Below are 17,998 nucleotides of genomic sequence, written 5' to 3'. Positions count from 1 at the left end.
GATTACGCATTACCACGGTCGGCTCCGCCCGTTCGCGTATGGAAACTCGTTCAGCGTAGTCATTTACTGCACACGGGTGGCGTCTGACCGGCCCGCAACTGCTCGAGCGCGGCAAGCGCCTCGTCGGCGGTGCTGACCTTGATCAATGGCAGGCCCGACTGGGCATTGGCGACGGCCTCCGCACAGTTGGCCGCCGGGGTGAGGAAGACCTTCGCCTTCGCCGCCTTCGCCGCGACCAGCTTCTGCGGGATCCCGCCGATCGGCCCGACGTTGCCCTCGTCGTCGATGGTGCCCGTGCCGGCGATGATGATCCCGCCGGTCAGGTCCTCGTCCTTGATGGTGTCGATGATGCCGAGCGTGAACATCAGCCCCGCCGACGGCCCGCCGATGCGGTCCAGCTGGATCGACAGCTGGAACGGGTGCGGCTGCGACGACTTGACCGTCACGCCGAGGCGCGGGTTGCCGTCGTCGCCGGCCTTCGTGGCGATGGCGGCGCTGCGCTTCTCCGTGCCGCGGGTGAACTCGACCTGCCGCTCGGTCCCGGCCGGCTTGGCCCGCACCAGCTCGGTGAGCGTCGGCAGCGACGTCACCGCGGTGCCGTCGATGGCGGTGATGACGTCGTCCTTCTGCAGCTGGCCCTCGGCCGGGAAGCCCGCGGACACCTCGTCGACCGCGACCAGGACCGGGTAGCCGAGCTTACGCAGCGCGACCGTCTCCGCCGAGGACTGCGACGCCTGGAAGTCCTTCTTGTTGTCTTCCTCGACCTGCTGCTCCGTGCGGTTCGGCGGGTAGATCAACTCACGCGGCACCACCGCGCGGTCCTTCTGCCACCAGCCGATCATCGCCTCGAGCAGTGTCATCTGCGGCTGCACCGACACCGTGGTCATCCGCAGCTGGCCGGCCGACTTCGTGACCGGCGCACCGGTGACATTGATGATCGGCTTGCCGTCGTCGCCGGCGCCGAGCGTGTTGTAGGTCGGACCGGGCCCCATCTCGACGTAGGGCACCTTCAGCACGGTCGTCTGCCAGGACAGCAACAGCAGCAGCAACGCGCCGACCAACACGGTCACGCCACGACGTCTCATGGCGGCGAGCCTAGCGCTCTCAGTTTTCATGCATGGGAAGCGAGTACCTTTGGGACATGCCCGCAGACATCCCGTTCGGCTTCGGTCCGCCCGGCGGCGAGGTGCCGGATCCCAACGATCCGCGCCAGATGCAGCAATTCCTGAGCCAGCTGCAGCAAATGTTCGCCACGCCCGGCGGCGGCCCGGTCAACTGGGATCTGGCACGTCAGCTCGCCCAGGCCCACCTCACCGGCGGCGGACCGGCCGGCGGCCTCGCCCAGTTCCCCGTCGGCTTCGCCATGCCGGGCGTCGCGGTTACGCCACCAGCGAACACCGACGATCCTGACGCCGCGAAGCCGGTCGGTGACCCGTCGGTCACCACGGCCGAGCGGGCCGCGGTCATCGAGGCGCTCCGCCTCGCGGACCTGTGGCTGGACCCGGAGTCGGCGCTGCCCTCCGGCGTGCGGTCGACCGCCGCCTGGAGCCGCGGCGAGTGGCTCAACACCACGCTGCCCGTCTGGCGCAAGCTCTGCGATCCGGTCGCCGCCCGCATGGTGTCGGCGATGACCGAGCTGGTGCCGGAGGAGATGCGCGCCCAGATGGGCCCCATGACCTCCATGGTCGCGTCGCTCGGCGGCGCGCTGCTCGGCGGCCAGCTGGGCACCGCCCTGGGCTCCCTCGCCGCCGAGGTCCTCTCCGCCGGCGACATCGGCCTGCCCCTCGGCCCCGCCGGCACCGCCGCCCTCGTCCCGGCCAACATCGCCGAATACGGCCGCGGCCTGGAGATCCCCGACGACCAGGTGCGCCTCTATGTCGCCCTGCGCGAGGCCGCCCACCAGCGCCTCTTCGGCCACGTCCCGTGGCTGCGCGGGCACGTCTTCGCCGCCGTCGAGGCGTATGCCGCGGGCATCCACGTCGACCGCGAGGCGATCGAGGAGGCGATGAGCCGCATCGACCCCGCGACCCTCGGCAACGACCCGCAGGAGCTCGTCCTGGAGGGCATCTTCACGCCCGAGGACACCCCGCAGCAGCGGGCCGCCCTGGCCCGGCTGGAGACCGCGCTCGCCCTCATCGAGGGCTGGGTCTGCCACGTCGTCGACCGCGCCGCCGGCGACCGGCTCCCCGACATGGTCCGCCTCTCCGAGGCCTTCCGGCGCCGCCGGGCCGCGGGCGGGCCGGCCGAGCAGACGTTCGCCGCCCTGGTCGGCCTCGAGCTGCGCCCCCGCCGCCTCCGCGAGGCGACGGCCCTGTGGGCGGCCCTGGCCGAGCACCGCGGCGTCGCGGGCCGCGACGCGCTCTGGGACCACCCCGACCTCCTGCCCGACGAGGAGGCGTTCGCGGACCCGGACCTGTTCGCCCGGACGCAGCTGGACCTGAGCGACCTCGGCTTCGGCGACGAGACCGGCACCGGTGAGGCGCCGAAGGAGGGCGACACCCCGGCGGACGGCGACACTCCGAAGGAGTAACCGCTCCGCCGTCGACACCGACGAACCCAGGTGCACCCGCGCCGTCCCACTCCGTCGCAGCGGCGGCTTCCTGGCGGCGCGGCGAGTCCGATCGTGGCCACGGAACACCACCGGCGTTCCATGACCACTGGCGGTTTCATGGCCACCAGCCGGCGCGGCCCGTGGCTCGGGGCGGGGTTCCCGGTGCGTCCGGATCGCGCGTTTTGTGGGCTTGTTCCGCCGACGGATTTGATCTTGCTGGGGATCGAAGGCGCGTCATGGCCGTGCGAGCGGCCAGGGACGCCCTTCGATCAACGCCGCAAGATCAAATCCGGGCGGAACGTGCGCGAAGCGCCGATCACGCGACCCGCTCCCGTGGAAGTTCCACGATCGCGCGCCCGCCGGCCGGAATTCACGCCTACCGGCCCGGTCGGTCAGGAGAGCAGCGAGCGGGTGGCGTCCCAGCCGTCCAGGCCCATGTCCAGATGCCGCAGATCCTCCGGGCCGCGCAGGCGGTGCCAGCCCGGGGCAGCGGCGACCATCGTCGGCTCAGGGGCCGGACGGCGGGCCGTCACCACATCGCCGGTCTCGGGGTCGAGGTCGGGCAGCCAGGAGGGCACCGGCAGGCGGCACGCCACGCCCAGCAGGCCTCCGCCGGCGGCCGGGGCGACCGCGACCGTCCTGGTGGACAGCGGGCGGATCATCTTGCCGATGAGCATCGCCGGGAGGTCGGGGGCGTCGGCCATGAGGACCACGGCCCGCTCGTGACCGTCGGCGGCGGCGGCCGACAGGGCGGCACGGATCGACAGGGACGGCAGCTCGTACCGCGGCATGCTCGGCCAGGCGATCTTCGCGGCGAGCGGCAGGTCGGCGGCCATCGCGGCGATCGCCGGCTGGATGAGCGGCAGCGGGGCGACCAGGTCGACGACGTCCTCGGCGAGGGCGGCCCGCCATGAGGACGGGTCGATGCCGGGCGGCGACCACGGGGTCGGCACGAGCAGCACGATCACCGCCGCCGAGACAGCCGGATCGGTCATTCAGTGATCCCAAGACCTGCTGCCGCTGACACCCCCTCAAGATACCCCCGCGCCCGCTCCGACTTCGGATAGCGGCCCACGAGCGCCCAGAAGGCGGCGCTGTGGTTCGCGATGACCAGGTGTGACAGCTCGTGCAGCAGCACGTAGTCGATCACCCAGTCCGGCATCTCCTGAACCCGGTGCGAGATCCGGATGGTACCGTCTGCCGGCGTGCACGACCCCCAGCGCCCGTTCTGGTTCTGCACCCAGCGCACGCTGGTCGGCCGGGCGGCGTGCGGATGGTCGGGCAGGTAGCGGGCGGCGAGACGCTGCGCGCGGGCCGTCAACTCGCTGTCGGTGCGTCGGGCCCGCTGTTCGCGGACGGCGAGGCGCTCCAGCATTCGATCGACCCACTCGCGCTCCTCCGCCCGGGAGAACTGCGCGGGGATCAGCACGACGACCCGCTCACCATCACGGTAGGCAGACACCGTGCGACGGCGGCGCTTACTGCGCCGCACCTCGATGACCGGCTTGCGCGTCGTCATGCCGGCCCCCTCAGGGTACCGCTCACGGAGGAACGCTAGCTGGAAACGGCCATCCCTCCGCAAGGCCCAATCTCGCGGAGGCCGCCCGTATGTCACCCATTCGTGGTGGCTCGCCGGAAAGATTCCTCCGGTCGTCGGGCCTGGTAGGGCCACTCGGCGGCATTTCATCCACAGCAACCCACACCGTTGCCCACACAGTTATCCCCAGCCTGTGCATAGTGTGTAGCGTGCGGTTAGAGGAAGATCTTCCGATTACGCTCGGCGTGTCCCGTCTTACCGCACTTTCCCCGAGTGTCCGACAAGGCACACTCACCACGTCGACCTAGCTGGTCAGCACCGGTGCGTGCACCGGACCGAGATGAGGAGGGCATCGTGGCCGAGACGTACAACGGCTACTGCGTCAAGTGCAAGGAGAAGCGGGACTTCGAGGGCGAGATCGCGATCTCGAAGACGGGCATGAAGATGGCCAAGGGCGCCTGCCCGGTCTGTGGCACGACGGTCAACCGGATCCTCGGCAAGGCCTGACCACCGGACGTAGGGCAGGCACAACCGCAAACACGCAGGCAGGCACGGCCGCCGTCACCGGGCCGTACACATCGGCTCCTCGCCGCCCCCCGCCCGGCGCGTGAGCCCCGAGATCGTCGCGCTCAGAGCAGCAAGGTTGGCCCGCGCGGTATGAAGCGTTTGCACCTTTCGCTGTGGACAACTCGGCGGCTGGCTGTGGATAAGTCCGGCCGGCGGTGGATATCCCTGTGGACAACCACCCCGGCCGGAGTCCGCGCCGGTGGCAGTCTCGCCGGTCATGCGACCGACACTCCTGCCGAACCTGCGCCGCCTGTGGCGGGACGCGTCCACCGTCCAGCTCGGCACCGACCCTGCCGGCGCCGTCGTGCTGCACCTGCGGCGGCCGGAGCTGGCCCGGGTGCTGGACCTGCTGGACGGCGCGCACACCGAGCCCGCGGTCCTCGCCGCCGGTGAGGCGCTGGGGCTGGCCTCGGCGGAGGTGCTCGGCCTCGTGCAGACCCTGCGGGACGTGGGTCTCGTCGTCGCCGCGCACGCGCTGGTCCCGGTGGGCCTGCCCGAGCGGGTGCACCGCCGGCTGAGCGTCGAGGCCGCCGCGATCGCGCTGCGGCTGCGCACCGAGCCGTCGAGGAGCCTTGGTGCTCCTGCTGACGTGCTGCGCCGTCGGTACACCTCCCGCGTCGTCCTGGCCGGAGACGGTCCGCTGCTCGCTCCGCTGGCGGCACTGCTCGCGGCCAGCGGGGTCGGTCACGTCGACCCGGTCGTCGACGGGGTCACCGGGGCCGCGGACGTCCTGGTCGGCGGTCTGCACGTCGACGACGTCGGGGTGTCCAGGGCGGTCGCGACCGGCAGCGCCGTGGCCAGGTTCGCCCCGGGCGCGGACCTGTCAGCGGCCCGGACGGACAACGTCGACCTCGTGGTGCGGGTCGGCGACCGGCACCCGCCGGCGCTGGCCAAGCGGGGGTTGCGGCTGGCGGGCCTGCCGCGGCTGGAGCTGACCGTGCGGCTCGGCACGGTGCTCGTCGGTCCTCTGGTGCGCCCCGCCGGCTCGCCGTGCCGCGCCTGCCTGGAGTTGCACCGGCGCGACCGGGACCCGATCTGGCCGGTGCTCGCCGCGCAGCTGGCCACGGCGCCGCCCGGTGACGGGGAGCCGTGTGCGTCGGCGACGGCCCTCGCGGGGGTCGCGTTCGCCGCCGACGAGGTGCTCGCGTTCCTCGACGGGACGGCGTCGCGGACCGAGGCGGCGATCGTCGAGATACCCCGCGCCGGTGAGCTGAGACGGCGGGAATGGGTGGCACATCCCCGCTGTGACTGCCGTCGCCGTCGTCGTACCGCCATGAACGGGTAAGAATGACGTGTGACCGAGATCCCCAAGAGCGCCGTCGCCCGCACCGCACGACTGGCGTCGCTGCCTCTCGGGCTGGCCGGGCGGGCCGCGCTCGGCCTTGGCAAGCGCGTGACCGGCATGGCCGCCGACGTGGTGTCCGCCGACGTCCAGCGCCGCACCGCCGAGCATCTGTTCAGCGTCCTCGGGCAGCTCAAGGGCGGTGCGATGAAGATGGGGCAGGCATTGTCCGTCTTCGAGGCCGCGCTGCCGGAGGACCTCGCCGGGCCCTACCGGGCGGCGCTGACGAAGCTGCAGGAGGCCGCACCGCCGTTGCCGGCCGCCAGTGTGCACAAGGTGCTCCACGAGTCGCTGGGCGAGGACTGGCGGGACCTGTTCAAGGAGTTCGACGACAAACCGGCCGCCGCGGCGAGCATCGGCCAGGTCCACCGCGCGGTCTGGGCCGACGGCCGCGACGTGGCGGTGAAGGTGCAGTATCCGGGCGCCGGCGCGGCGTTGCGGTCCGACCTCAACCAGATGGCCCGGTTCGCGGGGCTGTTCAAGGCGATCCAGCCCGGCCTGGACGTGAAGCCGCTCGTGCAGGAGATCCGGGACCGGGTCACCGAGGAGCTGGACTACGAGCTGGAGGCGACCTCGCAGCGCGCGTTCGCGGCGGCGTTCGACGGCGACCCGGACATCTGCGTGCCGCAGGTCCTCAAGTCCTCGCCGCGGGTGCTCGTCACGGAGTGGATCGAAGGCGTGCCGCTGTCGACGATCATCGCGTCCGGCACGGTTGAGGAGCGCGACACCGCCGGCACCCGGATGGCGCTGCTGCACTTCTCCGCGCCCGCCCGGGTGGAGCTGCTGCACGCCGACCCGCACCCGGGCAACTTCCGGATGCTGCCCGACGGGCGGCTGGGGGTGCTCGACTTCGGTGCGGTCGCCCGCCTCCCCGGCGGCCATCCCGAGGTGATCGGCCGGCTGACCCGGCTCGCCCTCGCCGGCGACGCCGAAGCGGTCCTCGTCGGCCTGCAGGACGAGGGGTTCGTCAAACGCGACGCGAAGATCGACGCGGCGGCGGTGCTGAGCTACATCAGGCCGATGCTGGACCCGGTCGCGGAGCCGAAGTTCCGCTTCAGCCGCGCGTGGCTGCGCGCCGAGGCGGGCCGGCTCGCCAACCCGAAGAGCCCGGCCTATGCGATGAGCCGCCAGCTCAACCTCCCACCGTCCTACATGCTGACCCACCGGGTAACGCTCGGCTCGATCGGCGTGCTGTGCCAGCTGGAGGCGGAGGCGCCGTACCGGGAGATCATCGAGCGCTGGCTGCCGGGCTTCGCGGAGCCGAAGGACCTGGCGAAGAAGCCCCGCCGGCGCAAGGCCGAGTAACGCGAAGCGGAGACAGTGCAGGGCGCCGGCAATGCCGGTGCCCGATGGCTCGCTCCCCGGCGTGGCTCGCCCGCGTCTCAACGACGTCAATGGCAGTTTTACGGCAGCACGAAGGGCGGGCCCCCGATCGGGAGGCCCGCCCTGTCGCATGCGGTTCGGATCAGTGTCGGCTCAGCTGACGCTCCTGCTCACGGCGGGCGCGCATCGCGATCTGACGGGCGGACGAAGAAGCCTCAGAGTGACGTACAGCCTGAGGCTGACGCATTCGCGCTCGTGAGAGTGCTTCGTGGAGTAGTTGCAAAGACACGGAAATGCTCCTCATAGGAATGGTGCGAACTTCGGTGAGTTGAAGCCGGGTCGGCTGCGCGGCGCGCAGACCTCGGCTGGCTGGCAACGGATGTGCGCTCATGTCAGGCCGCCACAGTTGCGGCAACGGCGGCGGTACGAGCGGCGACCTCGACCCGCAGGACGGCGTCGCGAGCGACGTCCTCCTTGCGCGGACGGCCCCGCGGACGCTTCCGCGGAACCACCGCACCGCGCTCGAAGATCTCGCCACCCCAGACACCCCAGGGCTCGGCGCGCTCGATCGCACCGGCAAGGCACTCGACGCGCAGAGGGCACTCCACGCAGAGCGACTTGGCCAGCTCGAGCTCGGCCGGCGAGTCAGCGAACCACAGGTCCGGGTCGAAGGTGCGGCACGGCAGGTCGGACTTCACGCCTCGCGCAGCGACAAGGAGACGCTCGTCGACACCCGACTCAACGCGCACATCGCGCGATGCCAAGGCCAGGCTCATCCCGGTCACCCCTTTCTGTTTCTCGATCGTTTGGTGGTGATCGTCGGTGCAAATAAGTGAGGCCGCGGATCCCGGTGTCGGGTTCCGCGGCCTCGAGGTGAGCCGGTTGGTCGGTCTGTTAGACCGGCCTGCCTCGAGGTGGTGTGCCGCGGACTCCGCCGTTGGGCTTCGGAGCCGTCAGGTCGTGCTTGTCGTTCGCGGTGAGCCCACTGGTCCCCTGAACCTGGACTCCTCGCCGGTCGAGCAGCGCCACGCCAACGGCGGGGACCTGCTCAACGGTGCGGACATGCTGCATGGCGCTGGTGCCGAAACGATCGGCGCCCATGGAGCCGCCGGTCGCCGTGCCGCCCTGGATTTCGACGCCGCCCGCGACCTCGACGTCGCCCAGGGCCGCGACGCCACCCGTGACCGCGGAGAACGCGGACGGGGCGGCAGCCGGAGCGGAGGCAGCGGTCGGAATCAGGGAGACGGCCGACATCTCGGCGGCGGACAGTTTGCGGGCCCGGGCAGGCGCGGCAGCGACGCCCGCAAAGGCGCCTCTGACGGCAGACTCCTGCCATAGGACCGAAACTGACGGCGGCGGGACACGGCGTGTCGACACCGGGGACGGGACACAGAGAGCGCGCAACGCCAGCTGTTGCTCGGCTGAGATATAGAGCTTCACGGGTCGCACCTTCTCTCCACACTCGTCATGGGTCGACTGCCGGATCTCCGGCGTTCGTGTTCGCAGGCTATGTCGCCACTTCAGACTAGGGCAACCGAATTTCCGGGAAAAGTTCTTGTCACTTTTTTGCGCATCGAAATCAGTCGCTGCCGACGAGGTCCTCGACGGTCTTGCCGGACACCAGCGCGAGCACGTCGTCGCCATAGAGCCCCAGCTTCCGGGGGCCGATCCCGGCGATCACGGCGAGCTCCTCACGGCGTCCCGGGCGCCGTTCGGCGATCGCTGCGAGCGTGACATCGGTGAATATGACGAACGCCGGGACCTTCTGCACGGCGGCGAGCCGGGCCCGCCAGTCGAGCAGCCTGGCGAGGAGCTCCTCGTCGCGGTCGGCCGGGCAGGTCGCGCACCGGCCGAGCTTGCGCTCCGGGCCGCTGAGCAGCCCGGCGCCGCAGACCCGGCACGAGACGGCGACGGTGCGCCGCACCCGGGCCACGACCTCCCCCTTGCCGATGCCCGGCCGCGCGTTTCCGGCGGGGCGGCGGCCTGGCTCGTAGGCCCGGCCCGGCTCCAGGAAGGGCACGAACCGGCTGGCCCGCCGGGGGCGGCCGCCGGGCGCGCGGGCCCCGGCATAGGACAGCCACAGCGTGTGCCGGGCCCGGGTGACGCCGACATAGAGCAGCCGCCGCTCCTCCTCGACCGCGTCCGGCGTGCGGGCGTGGATGACGGGCATCGTGCCCTCGGCGAGGCCGACCAGGAACACCGCGTCCCACTCCAGGCCCTTGGCGGAGTGCAGCGACGACAGGGTCACCCCGGCGACGGTCGGCACGTGCTGCAGCGCCGCGCGGCGGGCCAGCTCATCGTTGAACGCCTCGAGGGACAGCGCCGGCATGCTCTCGGCGAGCGCGGCGAGCGCCGCCACCGCCTCCCACTTCTCCCGGGCGGCACCGCCGGCGGGGGTCTCGGCGGGCCGCCAGCCGACACCTTCCAGGGCCTGGCCGACCGACTCCGCGAGTGGCGCGTCCGCCGGCAGGGACCGGGTCGCCACCCGCAGCGCGATCATCGCCTGCCGGACCTCGGTCCGCTCGAAGAACCGCTCGGCGCCGTGCACCACATAGGGCACCCCGGCCTCCGCCAGGGCCTCCTGGTAGACCTCGGACTGCGCGTTGACCCGGAACAGCACCGCGATCTCCTCGGCCGGGGTGCCGCCGGCGATGAGCTCGCGGCAGCGGGCGGCGACGGCGGCGGCCTCCTGCGGCTCGTCGGGGAACGAACGCGCGGTCGGCTCGGGGCCCGCCGGGCGCTGGCCGATCAGCTCGAGCCGCAGCCGGGACAGCTCGCCGCGGGCCTGGCCGATCACGGTGTTGGCGAGGCCGACGACCTGCGGGGTCGACCGGTAGTCACGGATGAGCCGCACCACGGTGGCGGCGGGGTGGCGGCGCTTGAAGTCGACGAGATAGGACGCGCTGGCGCCGGTGAACGAGTAGATCGTCTGGCTCGCGTCGCCGACCACGGTCAGGTCGTCGCCGTCGCCGAGCCAGGACTCCAGCAGCCGCTGCTGCATCGGGTTGACGTCCTGATACTCGTCGACGACGAAGTGCCGATACTGCGAGCGGATCTGCTGCGCGACGTCCTCGTGCTCCTCCATGGCCCAGATCGCGGCCCGGATCATGTCCTCGAAGTCGATCACGCCCTGCGCCCGCTTGACCCGCTCATAGGCGGCGTAGACCTCGCCGACCCTGGCCGCGTCGAACGGCGGCTCGCGCAGCGCCTTGGCCGCGGCGACCGCATAGTCGGCCGGCTCGATCAGCGACGACTTGGCCCACTCGATCTCCCCGGCGAGGTCACGGGCGCCCGTGCCGTCGATCTTGACACCCACCCGGGTGGCGGCGAGGCCGACCAGGCGGGCCTTGCTGTCCAGCAGCTCGGGCATCTCGCGGCCGGAGAAGAGCCGCGGGGCGAAATAGCGCACCTGGCGCAGCGCCGCGGCGTGGAACGTGCGGGCCTGCACCCCACCGGCGCCGAGCTGGCCGATGCGGGCGCGCATCTCGGCGGCGGCCCGGGCGGTGAACGTGACGGCGAGCACATGCTGGGCGCGGACGTGCCCGGCCCGGACCCGGTGGGCGATGCGGTGCGTGATCGCCCTGGTCTTGCCCGTGCCGGCGCCCGCGAGGACGCACAGGGGCCCGGCCGGAGCGGTGACCACGGCCGCCTGCTCCGGGTCAAGACCTGCGAGTGGGTTTGAGGAGTCCGCCACAGGTAGGCATCATTCCAGCCGGGTATGACGTTTCCGCCGAAGTACCTACCGAGAACCGGCAGCGCCTACCGATACCCCGACTGAGGAGACCGCCCGATGTTGACGATGTACTCGACCACGTGGTGTGGCTACTGCCACCGCCTGAAGTCGCAGATGGACCGTGAGGGCATCCAGTACCAGGTCGTGGACATCGAGCGGGACCCCGCCGCGGCGAAGTTCGTGGAGAGCGTCAACGGCGGCAACCAGACCGTGCCGACCTTGAAGTTCGACGATGGCACGGCCCTGACCAACCCGACGATCGTCCAGGTCAAGGCGCAGTTGGCCAACGCGGTCAGTAGCTGACCCTTCACAGGGCGCCGCCGGCTCACTACGGTGACCGGCATGCGGGTGGCTCGCGACTTCGCCGTCGGCGGCGCCCTGGACCCACGCGGCTACCACGCGCCCGAGCGGCCGAGGGTGGCCGACCCGGGACGCCGCCGGCGCATCGCCGACTATCTGTCCGGCGGGACCACGATCGGGCGTGGGTCCGGTGTCCTGCACACCGACGGGCTGTGGCTGTGGCCCGACCGGTTCGTCGCCGAGGTCCTCGACCGCGGGCTCGCCCCCGAGGAGGACCTCCTCGGGCACATCCAGCGCGGCGGCTTCCGCGCGGCCGCGCCCGAGCCGGACGCCAGGCTGACCGAGGACGCACTGACGGCGTGGCGGGCCGGCCCGCCGCCGGCGCCGCGGGTGCTCATCACCTACTTCGTCCGGCTCGACGGCGAGACGACCCTGGAGGCTCCGCTGTCGCTGCTGCGCCGGTCGGTCGACCCGGCCGGCGGGGTGACCGAGGAGGCGCTGTGGCGCGACCTGGGCTGGCACCCGACGCAGGCGTTCAGCGCGCACAAGATCGACCATGACATCCGCGAGGTGACCCCGGCCCACGCCGCCGGGGTCCTCGACCGCTGGTGCGCCCAGTGGCACCGCGAATCGATCAGCCGAGCCACTCGGTGATCAGGTAGTGCGCGATCGACGCGGGGAACGGCAGGCCGAAGGCGTGGGAGTCGCCGGCCAGCACCGCGGCGATCTCGGAACGGGAGAACCAGCGCCCTTCCAGGATCTCCGTAGGGTCGACCTCGATCGGCGCGCCGACCTCCGCGGTGGCGTGGAAGCCGAGCATCAGCGAGCCGGGGAACGGCCACGGCTGGCTCGCCACGTAGGTGACGTCGCCGACGACGACGCCGACCTCCTCCAGGACCTCCCGGGCGACCGCCATCTCCGCGGACTCGCCGGGCTCGACGAACCCGGCGAGCGTCGAGTAGCGCCGGATCCCGCCGGCCGCCGGCCACTGTGCGTTGCAGCCCAGCAGGCAGCACCCGTCGGGCCCCTCGACACCGTCGTGCACCAGCATGATCACGGCCGGGTCCGTGCGCGGCCAGAGCGTCTCCGCGCCGTCCTCGGTGGTCCGCACCCACCCCGCCTGCGCGGGGACCGTCAGTTTGCCGCTGAGGGGGCTGTACGGGTGCCGCGAGTGCCAGTTGGCCAGCCCGACGGCCGTGATGAACAGCCCGGCCGGCAGGTCCGGCAGCGCGTGCCCGATCTGGCGCAGGTTGGCCCGCCGCGTGCCCGGCAGCACCGTCACGTCCGCGGCGACCGCGAAGTAGACGCTGCCGTCAGTGTCCTCGCCGAGGAAGAACCGCTCCCCTTGCGGCGCGTCGGCCGGGTCGATCAGCACCAGCTCCGGCGGGTCGTCGCCGCGGACCAGGACGTGCCCGTCGTCGACGACGACCACCCGGGAGCGGGTCCACGCCTCGGCGAGCCAGTCGGCGTCGGTGCGGCGGTGCGCCGCCCGGTCCAGTGCCCCCCGCGCGAGCGGAGGGCCGGGCCGGGCGGCTGACACCTCGGTCATGACGCCGCTCGGGTGACCGCCGTCAGTGCGGCCAGGGGCTTCTCGATCTGCGCCGCGTCGCCGAGGACCACGGCGGCGATCCGGGACGGCGCGAGGTACTGCGCGGCCGCGGCCGCCACGTCCTCGCGGCTGACCCGGGCCAGCCGGGCGGCGTGCTCGGCCAGGTAGTCCAGGCGCAGCCCGAAGCCAGCGTAGGTGGACACCAGCCCGGCCAGCCCCGCCTGGGTGGACATGCCCAGCTGGAGGGTGCCGAGCGCATACTGGCGGGCCTGCTCCAGCTCGTCCTCCTTCGGCGGGAGGCTGGCCAGCCGGCCGAGCTCGTACAGCGTCTCCAGCAGCGCCGGGCCGGTCACCTCGGTCGCCACCTCGGCGGCGACGACCAGCGCCGAACCGGCGACGGCGTGCTCGACCAGGGAGTGCGGGCCATACGTGTAGCCCTTGTCCTCACGGATGTTCTCCACCCAGCGGGAGGAGAAGTAGCCGCCGAACACCAGGTTGGCCAGTTGCAGCGCGGCGTGGTCCGGATGCCGGCGGGACACCGCGGGCAGGGCCAGGCGTAGCGAGGACTGCACCGAGCCGGGCCGGTCGACGAGCGTCAGCGGCCCGGGCTTGAGCTCCGGCGTCGGCGGCAGCTCCACCGCCGAACCGGCGCCGTCCCACTTCGACAGCATCCGCTCGGCCGCGGCGATCGCCTTCTCCGGCGCGATGTCGCCGACGATGACCAGGGTCGCGCCGGCCGGGTGCAGCCGCTCGGCGTGCAGGGTCCGCAGCGTGCCGGGCGTGACCGCCTCGACCTGCTCCGGTGCCGGGGTCTGGATCGCGTACGGGTGCTTGCCGTACATCCGCTTGAGCAGCGCGGCCCGCGCGACGTGGCTCGGCTGGCTCTGCGCGACCCGGATCCGGTCGACCAGCCGGGCCCGCTCGGTGCTGACCTCCTCGGCCGGGTAGTTGGCGTCGGTGAGCACCTCGGCGAGGAGGTCCAGCAGCCGTTCCAGGCCGCCGACGAGGGCGTTGCCGGAGATCAGCAGCCGGTCGGGGTCGGCGCCGGCGGACAGCCCGCCACCGACCTTCTGCAGCTCGGCGGCGATGTCGACGGTCGACATCGCGGTGGTGCCCGACAGCACCGTCTGGGTCAGCAGCGCGGCCCGGGCGAGGTGCGCCTTCGCGAACGGCACCCGCAGCCGGATCTCGACCAGCGGCACCGACGAGCGGCGCAGCGCGATCACGGTCAGGCCGTTGTCAAGGGTCCGTTCGACGGTCTTGGGCAGCTTCAGCGGGCGGTTCGGCCCCAGCACGGGGATGCTGCGCGGCAGGATTTCGGCAGTCACTTGGCTCCTCCGGCAATGACCTCGACCGCGGCGCGACGCGACGGGACCAGCTCGGCCGCCGCGGCGATGATCTGCTCCTCGGTGACCCCACCGATCAGCGTGTGGAGCTGGTTGAGCAGTTCGGGCTCGCCGCGCTGCTGCTCCAGCACCGCCATCTGCAGGGCCCGGCCGAGCACGGCGTCGGTGTCGCGCAGCAGGTGGGTGGCCATGCGGGCCTGGGTGCGGCTGAGCTCGTCGGGGGCCAGGCCATCGGTGGCGATGCGCTGGCACTCCTCCTCGACCGTGCGCAGGACCTTGTCGACGTCGCCGCCCGGGGGCAGATGCGCCTGCAGGACCAGGGCGGTGGGGTCGCGCACCGCGAACGGCTCACCCATGAAACCGATGTAGCCGCCGACGCTGGTCACCGTCCGGTCCCGCAGGACCAGGCGCTCCACCAGCCGGGACGCGTCGCCGTCGGTGAGGACCTCGGCGAGCACCACGTAGGGCAGGTAGCCCTCGAGGTCCTTGATCGGGTCCGGCACCCGCCACGCCGCCGCGACCGCCGGCAGCGGGGCGAGGCGGTCCTCGTAGGACGAGCGGCGCTCCGCGGTCAGGTCGGGCTCGGTGAAGTCGGGGCGGACCGGCGCCGGGCGGGCCGGCACGTCACCGAAGTGCCGCTCGATCAGCGCGGTCGCGGTCGCCACGTCGAAGTCGCCGGACACCGCGAGGACCGCGTTGCCGCAGGCGTAGTAGCGGTCGAAGAAGTCGGCGGCGTCGGCGACGGTCGCGGACTCCAGGTCGTCGAAGGAGCCGTAGCCGTCATGGGCGTTGGCGAACGTGTCGAACATGACCGGCGGCAGCCGCAGCCAGGGGAACCCCCCATACGGCCGGTTGAGCACGTTGACCCGGATCTCCTCCTTGACCACGTCGACCTGGTTGCGCAGGTTCTCCTCGGTCAGGCGGGGCGAGCGCATCCGATCGGCCTCGAGGAACAGCGCCCGCTCCAACGCGTTGGACGGCAGCGTCTCGAAGTAGTCGGTGTAGTCGAAGTGGGTCGAGCCGTTGAACGTGCCGCCGGAGCCCTGCACGTAGCGGAAGTGGGCCAGCTTCTCCAGGCTCTCCGAGCCCTGGAACATCAGGTGCTCGAACAGGTGGGCGAAGCCGGTGCGCCCCTGCGGCTCGGAGCGGATGCCGACGTCGTAGACGACCGCTACGCCGACAACGGGGGCGGCCCGGTCGGGCGTGAGCACCACCCGTAGGCCGTTGGGGAGGGTGAGGCGCTCGACGGGATACTTGGACGCGGGGATCCGCACAGCGGGACTACGACGAGGCACCCACCGAATCTATCCCGTCGCGCGCTGTTCGCCCGAGTCGACCGCCGACTCGGAGCGCCGGAGGCGGTGTTCGGCCCGCAGCGCGTACCAGAGCAGAACGCCGATGAACACGATCAGCGGCAGGCTCAGCAGCCATCCGAGCCGGCCCCGCGACCGGGCCTCGGCGGGCGCGGCGACCGGGGCGGCGACGGATGCCGACGCGGCCACGGACGGCGACGGCAGCGCGGACGGCTTCGGCGGGTTCTTCAGCGGGATCACCCTGGTCAGCGCCGGCACCAGGTCGATCCGGCCGACGCCGAAGACCGGGTCGACGCCGCTGCTCCCGGCGTCGACGGCCGTCACGGACAGCCGGTGGACGATCTCCTCGGCAGGCAGTTTGGGATACGCCGCGCGCACCAGCGCCACCACGGCGGCCAGTTCGCCGACGGACGCGCTGCCGGCGTCGACGCGGTACCCACCGCCGGTGTTCGTGGTCATGATCTCCTCGCCGGGCACCCCGAAGCCGAGCCGGCGGCCGCTGTCGGAGGTGACGAGCACGTCGCCGGCGTGCGACAGCGGCACCGCGGCGAGCACGCCGTCATACGCCGCCGGGTAGGGCTCGAACGCCTCGCCGGCCCGGTTGCCGTCGGCGGCGACGATGATCGCGTCGGCCGCCTGCGCCTGCCGCACCGCCTGCGCGAGCCGCTCGCTGCCACCCACGGAGTAGCCCACCACGATGACCTTCGCGCCGCGCACCGTCGCCAGCTCGATGCCCTCGGCCAGCTGGTCAGGGGTGACGGTGCGGGCACCGGTCGGGTCGGGGGTGGCCGGGCTGCCGAGGACCACCGGCAGGATGTCGGCGCCGGGCGCGATGCCCAGCACCCCGTACTGCCGGTTGGCGCCGTGCCCCTGCCCGGCGATCAGGCCGGCGAGCGCGGTGCCGTGGCCGTCGGGGTCACCCGGTGCGGTGAGGGCGCCGTTGGTGTAGATCGCCGGGAGCACGCTCGCGGTGAGGTCCACGTGGTTGCGGTCCACGCCGTTGTCGACGATCGCGACGGTGACCCCCTCGCCGCGGGTCTTCTCGTTGGCCTCGCTCACCCGCAGGTACTGCAGGTGCCACTGATCGTCACGGATGCCGTCTGCGAACGCCGGGCTCACCGGGACGAGCGCGAGCACGACTCCGACAACCAGCGCGGCCTGTTTCATCGCGCTAGCGTGACGGATCGACGCAAGCAACGCCAGTTGGCGGCCGGGCTGCCGGGTCTCATGATGATTACAGGGGGCGGACCGACTCCGGGGCCTCGTCGGCGATGTAGTCGAACTGGCGGTGAGTGTCCGGAATCGACACGTACAGGATGGCGGCCTCGGGCTTGCCGAGGTCGATGAGCGCGATCGACACCAGCTCGCTCTTCGCCTTCAGGCCGGCCTGGGAGAAGTGCAGGCGGAACTTCAGGAGCCGGGCCGGGCGGCCGCCGAGCGTCAGGTCCTTGGCGGAGATCTGCTCCAGCTGGTTGTTCTTCGGGTAGAAGCTGATCCGCACGTCGGCGGCGATCTGGTCGCCGACGCACTTGAGGTCGAGCACCATGCCGTCGTTGACCGCCGCCGGGACGTGCCCGGACAGGATGGTCGCGTGGTAGTCGCTGGAGCCGCTGTAGTCCGGCTCGGTGACGAAGTGCTGGCCGGTCTGGTACAAGACCTTCAGCTCACCCGCGTCGTACCAGGCCTGGTCCCACGGCCGCCACGGGTCGCCGTACTCCTTGTAGGAGATCCCGGACTCCGGGTCGGTGATCCGCGGGCCGGCCGGCACCTCGGCGCCGCCCGGGGGCAGCTCGGGCGGGATCGTCGGCGGTGGGCAGCGGCGGGCCAGCTCAGGGCGGGTGTCGCTGGGACCCTTGGCCCGGTCGTCGAACAGCCCGCCGGGGATCGTGGCGTTGCCGGTCATCAGCGACACGAGGATGACGACCAGGCCGATCGCGACGATCGCGATCGCACCGCCGCTGAGCAGCTTCAGGATGCGCTTGTTGCGCTTGACCGGGTCGTCGTCGTCACCGCTGCCACCGCCACCGGTCGGCCACGACGGCGGCGGCACGATCGGCGGGACGCCGATCCCGGAGACCCGGCCCGACCGGTAGCCCGGCGCGGCGCGCGGCGGCTCGGCCGCGCGCTGAATCGTCGGCGCCGGCCCGACGGGCGCCAGCACGACCTGCGTGTCCGGCTGAGCCCACGGTGAATGCTGCTCGGTCATCTCAGCTGCAAGTGTCGCAGCCCGGAGCCAGTCTGCCAAAAACCGCTACGGCTGTGGGTGCACCGGCGTCCGGACGTCGGTGACCTGCGGATATCTCGGGGCATCGGCGGCGGCCACCGGTCCGATGACGATCAGGGCCGCGGTCAGCACCCCGGCGGCGGCCACCCCGACCACCAGTGCGACCTCGCGCGTCGGCGATGTCTGCATCCTGCGCACTTCCCCTCGCATGCC

At 72.2% G+C, this 17,998-nt stretch carries 18 protein-coding genes; 6 read left to right on the top strand and 12 right to left on the bottom strand.

Going from position 1 to position 17,998, the window contains the following annotated elements:
* Positions 1-59: 59 nt before the first annotated feature.
* Positions 60-1,085, bottom strand: coding sequence for a YlbL family protein (locus ACFPIJ_RS37375; RefSeq protein ID WP_380122509.1), 1,026 nt, complete (start codon positions 1,083-1,085; stop codon positions 60-62).
* 56 nt (positions 1,086-1,141) lie between these two features.
* On the opposite strand from ACFPIJ_RS37375, the gene ACFPIJ_RS37370 reads away from it, so the two are divergent.
* On the top strand, positions 1,142-2,530 hold the full coding sequence (locus ACFPIJ_RS37370; protein WP_417323609.1) for a zinc-dependent metalloprotease: 1,389 nt from the start codon (positions 1,142-1,144) through the stop codon (positions 2,528-2,530).
* Positions 2,531-2,943: 413 nt separating this feature from the next.
* Here ACFPIJ_RS37370 and ACFPIJ_RS37365 read toward each other — a convergent pair whose 3' ends face one another.
* A complete protein-coding gene (locus ACFPIJ_RS37365; RefSeq protein WP_380122507.1) occupies positions 2,944-3,546 on the bottom strand; it encodes a hypothetical protein in 603 nt (200 codons plus the stop codon).
* A complete protein-coding gene (locus ACFPIJ_RS37360) occupies positions 3,543-4,070 on the bottom strand; it encodes a M48 metallopeptidase family protein (RefSeq protein ID WP_203848002.1) in 528 nt (175 codons plus the stop codon). Before ACFPIJ_RS37360 ends, ACFPIJ_RS37365 begins: the two co-directional genes overlap by 4 nt.
* A 369-nt stretch (positions 4,071-4,439) precedes the next feature.
* On the opposite strand from ACFPIJ_RS37360, the gene ACFPIJ_RS37355 reads away from it, so the two are divergent.
* From ACFPIJ_RS37355 to ACFPIJ_RS37345, 3 genes are all read left to right on the top strand, one after another.
* A complete protein-coding gene (locus tag ACFPIJ_RS37355; protein ID WP_425516560.1) occupies positions 4,440-4,595 on the top strand; it encodes a DUF5679 domain-containing protein in 156 nt (51 codons plus the stop codon).
* Between the two features lie 277 nt (positions 4,596-4,872).
* Positions 4,873-5,940, top strand: a complete 1,068-nt coding sequence (locus ACFPIJ_RS37350; protein ID WP_380122505.1) for a TOMM precursor leader peptide-binding protein — start codon at positions 4,873-4,875, stop codon at positions 5,938-5,940.
* A 9-nt stretch (positions 5,941-5,949) separates the two neighbouring features.
* Positions 5,950-7,302, top strand: a complete 1,353-nt coding sequence (locus tag ACFPIJ_RS37345) for an ABC1 kinase family protein (RefSeq protein WP_380122503.1) — start codon at positions 5,950-5,952, stop codon at positions 7,300-7,302.
* A 410-nt stretch (positions 7,303-7,712) separates the two neighbouring features.
* Here ACFPIJ_RS37345 and ACFPIJ_RS37340 read toward each other — a convergent pair whose 3' ends face one another.
* The 3 genes from ACFPIJ_RS37340 to ACFPIJ_RS37330 form a co-directional block, all read right to left on the bottom strand.
* On the bottom strand, positions 7,713-8,096 hold the full coding sequence (locus tag ACFPIJ_RS37340) for a WhiB family transcriptional regulator (RefSeq protein WP_380122501.1): 384 nt from the start codon (positions 8,094-8,096) through the stop codon (positions 7,713-7,715).
* 118 nt (positions 8,097-8,214) lie between these two features.
* Entirely contained in the window at positions 8,215-8,760 is a 546-nt protein-coding gene (locus tag ACFPIJ_RS37335) for a hypothetical protein (RefSeq protein WP_380122499.1), read from the bottom strand.
* A gap of 139 nt (positions 8,761-8,899) precedes the next feature.
* Positions 8,900-11,014, bottom strand: coding sequence for an ATP-dependent DNA helicase UvrD2 (locus ACFPIJ_RS37330; protein WP_380122497.1), 2,115 nt, complete (start codon positions 11,012-11,014; stop codon positions 8,900-8,902).
* Between the two features lie 96 nt (positions 11,015-11,110).
* Here ACFPIJ_RS37330 and ACFPIJ_RS37325 point away from each other — a divergent pair, with 96 nt between their 5' ends.
* Both ACFPIJ_RS37325 and ACFPIJ_RS37320 read left to right on the top strand, forming a co-directional pair.
* Positions 11,111-11,356, top strand: coding sequence for a mycoredoxin (locus ACFPIJ_RS37325; protein WP_033358418.1), 246 nt, complete (start codon positions 11,111-11,113; stop codon positions 11,354-11,356).
* A gap of 39 nt (positions 11,357-11,395) precedes the next feature.
* Positions 11,396-12,007 carry a hypothetical protein gene (locus ACFPIJ_RS37320; RefSeq protein ID WP_380122495.1) on the top strand — a complete coding sequence of 204 codons (612 nt, stop codon included), beginning with the start codon at positions 11,396-11,398 and terminating at the stop codon, positions 12,005-12,007.
* Here ACFPIJ_RS37320 and nudC read toward each other — a convergent pair.
* The 6 genes from nudC to ACFPIJ_RS37290 form a co-directional block, all read right to left on the bottom strand.
* Positions 11,988-12,893, bottom strand: a complete 906-nt coding sequence (gene nudC, locus ACFPIJ_RS37315) for an NAD(+) diphosphatase (RefSeq protein ID WP_380122680.1) — start codon at positions 12,891-12,893, stop codon at positions 11,988-11,990. The two genes, ACFPIJ_RS37320 and nudC, sit on opposite strands and share 20 nt — an antisense overlap.
* Before the next feature lie 5 nt (positions 12,894-12,898).
* Complete coding sequence (locus ACFPIJ_RS37310; RefSeq protein WP_380122494.1) at positions 12,899-14,230, bottom strand: M16 family metallopeptidase; 1,332 nt, start codon at positions 14,228-14,230, stop codon at positions 12,899-12,901.
* Positions 14,227-15,522, bottom strand: coding sequence for a M16 family metallopeptidase (locus ACFPIJ_RS37305; protein ID WP_380122678.1), 1,296 nt, complete (start codon positions 15,520-15,522; stop codon positions 14,227-14,229). Before ACFPIJ_RS37305 ends, ACFPIJ_RS37310 begins: the two co-directional genes overlap by 4 nt.
* Positions 15,523-15,552: 30 nt before the next feature.
* Complete coding sequence (locus tag ACFPIJ_RS37300) at positions 15,553-16,728, bottom strand: S8 family serine peptidase (protein ID WP_380122492.1); 1,176 nt, start codon at positions 16,726-16,728, stop codon at positions 15,553-15,555.
* A 67-nt stretch (positions 16,729-16,795) separates the two neighbouring features.
* Positions 16,796-17,767 (bottom strand): hypothetical protein, encoded by a 972-nt coding sequence (locus ACFPIJ_RS37295; protein WP_380122490.1) that lies wholly within the window; start codon positions 17,765-17,767, stop codon positions 16,796-16,798.
* Between the two features lie 45 nt (positions 17,768-17,812).
* A complete protein-coding gene (locus ACFPIJ_RS37290) occupies positions 17,813-17,974 on the bottom strand; it encodes a hypothetical protein (RefSeq protein WP_380122489.1) in 162 nt (53 codons plus the stop codon).
* Between the last annotated feature and the right edge of the window lie 24 nt (positions 17,975-17,998).

This window comes from Dactylosporangium cerinum (genome assembly GCF_042653625.1).
Classification (GTDB): Bacteria; Actinomycetota; Actinomycetes; order Mycobacteriales; family Micromonosporaceae; genus Dactylosporangium; species Dactylosporangium cerinum.
The sequence above is the reverse complement of the archived record's forward strand: the minus strand, read 5'-3'. Positions and strand labels throughout refer to the sequence as shown.